The following is a 4,653-nucleotide window of genomic DNA, read 5'->3' as shown; positions in this document are numbered from 1 at the left end:
GGATGGGGGGATGGGATTTTTTTCACTGTCCTTACCTACCACCTCACTTTCCTCATTTTTCAACGCCAATTTCTTCATAGAAGGCAAGCAATTGTTTGGCCAGCGCTCGGTTGGTATACCGACTCATGGCACGGTGGTAGCCGGCCTCAGCTAGTTCTTGCCGACGGGTAGGGTGCTCGATTAAAAGCCGCAGGTGATTGGCCAGGGCAGGGGCGTTGCCTTCGGGGAAGACCAGCCCGGCCTGATCGATGACGTGGGGAATTTCGCCGGAGTCGGAGCCGATGACGGGGACGGCGCAGGCCATAGCTTCGATCAGTACGTGGCCGAACTGTTCTTTCCAACCGCTGGAGGTGAGGGTTTTGAACCGATCAGTAGTCTCCGAAGGCAGCACCAGGCTATGCATCAGGTTGATATACCGGGGTACCTGATCGTGGGGGATGTCGGTAACCCAGCGCAGGCGATCGCCAATGCCCGCCGCCTCGGCTCTGGCTTGAATGGTGTCGCGCAGGTCACCCCGGCCCACCAGCAGCCACACCCAGGGCTGGGGATGGGCTCGCAGAGTAGCTAGAGCATCGCAGAGGGTGAGCAGTCCCTTCTCTTCAACAAAGCGACCGCAGTAGCCCACCACGAAGGTATCGTTGGGGATAGCGAGGGACTCGGCTAGCTGGGGCTGGGGCTGGGGCTGGGGCTGAAAGATGGTTTCATCGACGCCGAGCTGGGGCATGACTTGGTAGGGGCCGTTGTAGCCGCGTTGGCCAAAGGCTCGCCCAGGAGGGCGATCGCGCAAAATATCTGCCCCATCCTGATTGCCCACAACCAGACCATGGGTATTCCTCAGGTTATAGGCTTCTAGCGCAGAGATGGGGAATTTAAGCCGGTAGGGCAAATTCCACCAGGTAAAAAAGACATTCTTGGCCTTGAGCCCCAGCAGGCGATTGAGGGTGATGGTTTGGGCATAGGCCAGGGCTTTGGCACCCTGCTCAACCTGGATGATCTGCGGGCGAAAGGTGCGCAGCAACTGCACTAGGTCGGGGCCAAAGGTGAGCAAACCTTGATTATTTTGGCTCAGGTTACTCAGGGGCTGTACCCGAAAGTTTCCCTGCTGAAGCGGTTCAGACACAACCACTCGATTTTGTACCCCGCCAGGTCGCCAGCGCCGGGGCACTCCCACAACCACGTCCATCTCGGGGGATAGCTGAGCCAGCGCCCGCAGCTTCTCGCGGTTGAGGTCAACGATGTAGGTGTGACTGAGCACAAGCACGCGCATGGCAGCGGCACTCCGGTTGAGGGGCAGATTTAGGGTGCCCAGAGGGCAGCTAGGGCCAGCCAATCGATTTTGGATTTTGGACTGGCGATTTTGAACTGGGGTGATTTTGAACTCGATATTTGCTCCGCAGGCGCTACCGTCGGGAGAACACACTCTGCTGCCAATCCAAAATCTAAAATCTGGCTCAGGCTTTAGCAGGGCGATACTCAAAGCATGCCCTCACCAGTCCGTGGTCGGAGGAACCATCGGCTTTGTGGTCGTCGTAGTTGAGGTGGTCATTGACAATATCCATGCCCTTGAAGGCCCACTGGCGCTTGCGGGAGTTGTCGTAAAACTCCTGGGACACCAGAATATGGTCGAGGGATTCGCGCAGGTTTTGGTAAATGTGGGTGTAGTAAACGTCGCGATCGCTACGGTACTGCTGCAATCGGCTCACGGCGTAGAGATCCGTATCGCTGCCGCCCTGCTCTAGCCCGCTGAGAATGTAGTTGGGCTGGCCCGTGAGAATGTTGAGTGTGTTACTGGTGTGGCCGTCGTTGAGGTCGCCCAGCACCACGACCGCGTCATCGGTGCCCTTGAGTACTTCGGTCAGCATCATCCGCAGGGCCGTGGCTTCCGCCGTGCGGCGAATGGTCGAGAGGGCGCTACCTAAGGCATCGCTGTGGCGTCTGTAGTAGGTGTCATCGTCCCGATACCAGCCTTCCCTGTAGATCTGGGTGGGGGCCTTAGACTTGAAGTGGGCCACATAAACCGAGATCGGCGCACCGTTTGAGCGCGGGCGCACCTTAAAATGCAATACCGGCCTGGAGAAGCCGTCGATTCTCACCGCAACGTCGGGGGTCTGGGGGTCGCCGCCGCCGCTCTGGAGGCGAAATTTTTCGGGAAAGCGATCGATCCACTCCGGATCGCCAACTAGAATGTCTTTTTTGACTGCACCAGCGCAGACAATTTTTTGCCCGGTCTGCCCGGTTGGCACCAGCAGGGCATAGTCAGTCAGGTCAGGGTGGCCAAACACCGCTTCTAAGGCTGCTTGGTGCCACAGTTCCTGAAATCCCCACACGTCCGACGGATGCTGAACGATGGTGCGGCGCAGCCACTCTAGTTTGCGATCGTAGTCAACCTGATCCCAGCCATCGGGATCTCGGTACATCCGTAGCCCAGGCAAGTTGAGGTTGTAGAGGTTCAGGGTTGACACGGCAAACTGAGTTCGTCTGGCCATAGCCGATACCTCGCTGTAAGACATCCAGGGGTCATTCTCGCTAGGGCAAACTTCACGGCTTGACCCGGCGTTTCCGGAAACGGTCTGCCTGAGCAAGCCCTACTGCGATCGCTGGCAGCATCGTGATCCGAGTCTTTTCATGCCCTCGCTCTTACGAAACCTCTAGAAGCGCCTCGACTTCCACAGCTACTCCATAGGGCAACGCCGCGACGCCAATAGCCATTCGTGTATGCCGACCAGCTTTGCCGAAGACCTGGACAAACAGATCTGATGCCCCGTTGATCACCTGTGATTGCCCGGTAAACTCTGGCATGCTGTTGACATAGCCCGCAACCCGCAAGCAGCGCACGACGTGGTCGAGGTTACCACCCAGTGCCTCGCGAGCATGGGCCACGAGGTTGAGGGCGCATAACCGCGCCGCTTGCTGACCCTCTTCAACGGAGAACTCGCGCCCCAGTTTGCCAACAAAGCGGCGCTCGCCGTTCCATTGCGATAGCTGTCCCGTGATCAGGAGGAGATTCCCGGTTCGTACCGTTGGAACGTAGTTTGCACCGGGAGCGCTTGGGGTGGGAAGTTCTATGCCGAGCGCCTGTAGCTTCTGATCGATCGCTGATGTCATATCCGATACCTCATCCGGCATTACCACTGCCATGACCTTCCTGGTGCGGCCTAATATTCGAGCTGAGCCACGAACGCCGTCGAGTACGAGGAACAAGATTGTTAGCCGTCACTGAATCCACCATGAAGTACGACGACGCGAGCTGGCACTACAGAGAAACGTTCCCAGAGGGTCAGCCGGAAGAACACGGCGGAACTCACATCGCACTTTTCCTAAAGTGGTGCTTTGCGGAGGGTTGGGTTGGCACTTTCCTCCGCCAATCATGTAGGGTGGGCACTACCCACATTAACTTCTCGTACCAATTAGATATCTTAGAATTACCGACAGTTTCTTGTACATACAGCAATTCCCACTCTAGCGAGGTACAATTTGTACTTCTTAAATCTACTTTAACATAATAGCGATGAAACCTTATTCACCAGCCTTCCGCCGAAAGATTACCAAGGCCTATGAAGACGAAGGTGTTTCGCAACGAAAATTAGCAAATCGATTTAGTGTTGCTCCGAGTTTTATTCAAAAACTGATTAAGCAATATCGAGAAACAGATTCAGTGGCACCTAAGGTTCGCACTCAGCAGACCACTCCCAAGCTGAATAATGAGCATCTTTCTATACTTCATCGTTTGGTCGAAGAACACAATGACGCCACTCTAGAAGAACTGCGGGATCTGTTAGCTGCTGAAGCAGGTGTTGATGTCAGTCGCTCGACGATTGATAGAGCCCTGGATAAATTAGGCCTGACATTAAAAAAAAGACGTTCCATGCCGACGAAAAGGAAAGCGAGCGTGTCTTGCTCAAACGTGTAGCATTTTGGCAGATGCTTCAAGGCATTCTGGCTCAGAATCTTATCTTTCTTGATGAGTCTGGGGTTAATCTGGCTTTGACTCGATTGAACGCCCGCTCTGCCAAAGGTAGTCGAGCCCACGGAAAACGTCCTCAAAAGCGGGGTAAGAACGTTTCCATTATCGGAGCGATAGGTTTAAAGGGGGTTGTAGCTAGTGCAAACATTATGGGAGCCGTTGATGGTTTGACATTTGAAGCTTTTATTGCCCAGAGATTGGTGCCACAGTTATGGGAAGGAGCTTGCGTCATTATGGATAACTGCTCAATTCATCTAGGGAAAGAAATTGATAAGTTGATTAGCCAGGTTGGTGCGAGACTCATTTATTTGCCACCCTGCTCTCCTGAATTTTCCCCAATTGAAAATTTCTGGTCAAAGGTTAAGTCTATATTACGTTCACTCGAAGCGAGGACTTATTCTGACTTAGAATGCCAATTCAAATCTGAAGTGCATCAGCGTCTGATTTATCTGAATAGAATACTTCAAATGGCGTTTTATAGTCAAGCGATTTTCTTGGTCTTTTGTTAATCAACATGACGGCTCTTTCTAATGTCTCCGGTTTGACGATTTTGAAATTTGTTTGCTTTGGAAAAAACTGTCTTAATAATCCATTCGTATGTTCATTGAGACCTCGCTCCCAGGAATGATAAGGATTAGCAAAGTAACACAATAGTTCCAACTCCTTACTCAACTCTGCATGATTACTAA

The 4,653-nt window shown here is 53.4% G+C and carries 6 protein-coding genes; 2 read left to right on the top strand and 4 right to left on the bottom strand.

From position 1 onward, the window contains the following. Window positions 1-52 precede the first annotated feature (52 nt). From hpsO to IQ254_RS29800, 3 genes are all read right to left on the bottom strand, one after another. Window positions 53-1,267, bottom strand: a complete 1,215-nt coding sequence (gene hpsO / locus IQ254_RS29810; protein ID WP_193969767.1) for a hormogonium polysaccharide biosynthesis glycosyltransferase HpsO — start codon at window positions 1,265-1,267, stop codon at window positions 53-55. Window positions 1,268-1,451: 184 nt separating this feature from the next. After that, complete coding sequence (locus IQ254_RS29805) at window positions 1,452-2,486, bottom strand: endonuclease/exonuclease/phosphatase family protein (protein WP_193969765.1); 1,035 nt, start codon at window positions 2,484-2,486, stop codon at window positions 1,452-1,454. A gap of 151 nt (window positions 2,487-2,637) precedes the next feature. Beyond that, entirely contained in the window at window positions 2,638-3,105 is a 468-nt protein-coding gene (locus IQ254_RS29800) for a RidA family protein (RefSeq protein ID WP_193969766.1), read from the bottom strand. 403 nt (window positions 3,106-3,508) lie between these two features. On the opposite strand from IQ254_RS29800, the gene IQ254_RS29795 reads away from it, so the two are divergent. Together IQ254_RS29795 and IQ254_RS29790 are read left to right on the top strand one after the other, a co-directional pair. Beyond that, window positions 3,509-3,910: a transposase gene (locus IQ254_RS29795; RefSeq protein ID WP_193969764.1), complete on the top strand. Its 402-nt coding sequence runs from the start codon at window positions 3,509-3,511 to the stop codon at window positions 3,908-3,910. Next, a complete protein-coding gene (locus IQ254_RS29790) occupies window positions 3,895-4,473 on the top strand; it encodes a transposase (RefSeq protein WP_193969763.1) in 579 nt (192 codons plus the stop codon). Before IQ254_RS29795 ends, IQ254_RS29790 begins: the two co-directional genes overlap by 16 nt. Here the strand turns inward: IQ254_RS29790 and IQ254_RS29785 are convergent. Next, window positions 4,382-4,653, bottom strand: a 272-nt coding sequence (locus tag IQ254_RS29785) for an IS30 family transposase (protein ID WP_193969121.1), incomplete at its 5' end; no start/stop codon positions are given. The two genes, IQ254_RS29790 and IQ254_RS29785, sit on opposite strands and share 92 nt — an antisense overlap.

This window comes from Nodosilinea sp. LEGE 07088 (assembly GCF_015207395.1).
Taxonomy (GTDB): Bacteria; Cyanobacteriota; Cyanobacteriia; order Phormidesmidales; family Phormidesmidaceae; genus Nodosilinea.
The sequence above is the reverse complement of the archived record's forward strand: the minus strand, read 5'-3'. Positions and strand labels throughout refer to the sequence as shown.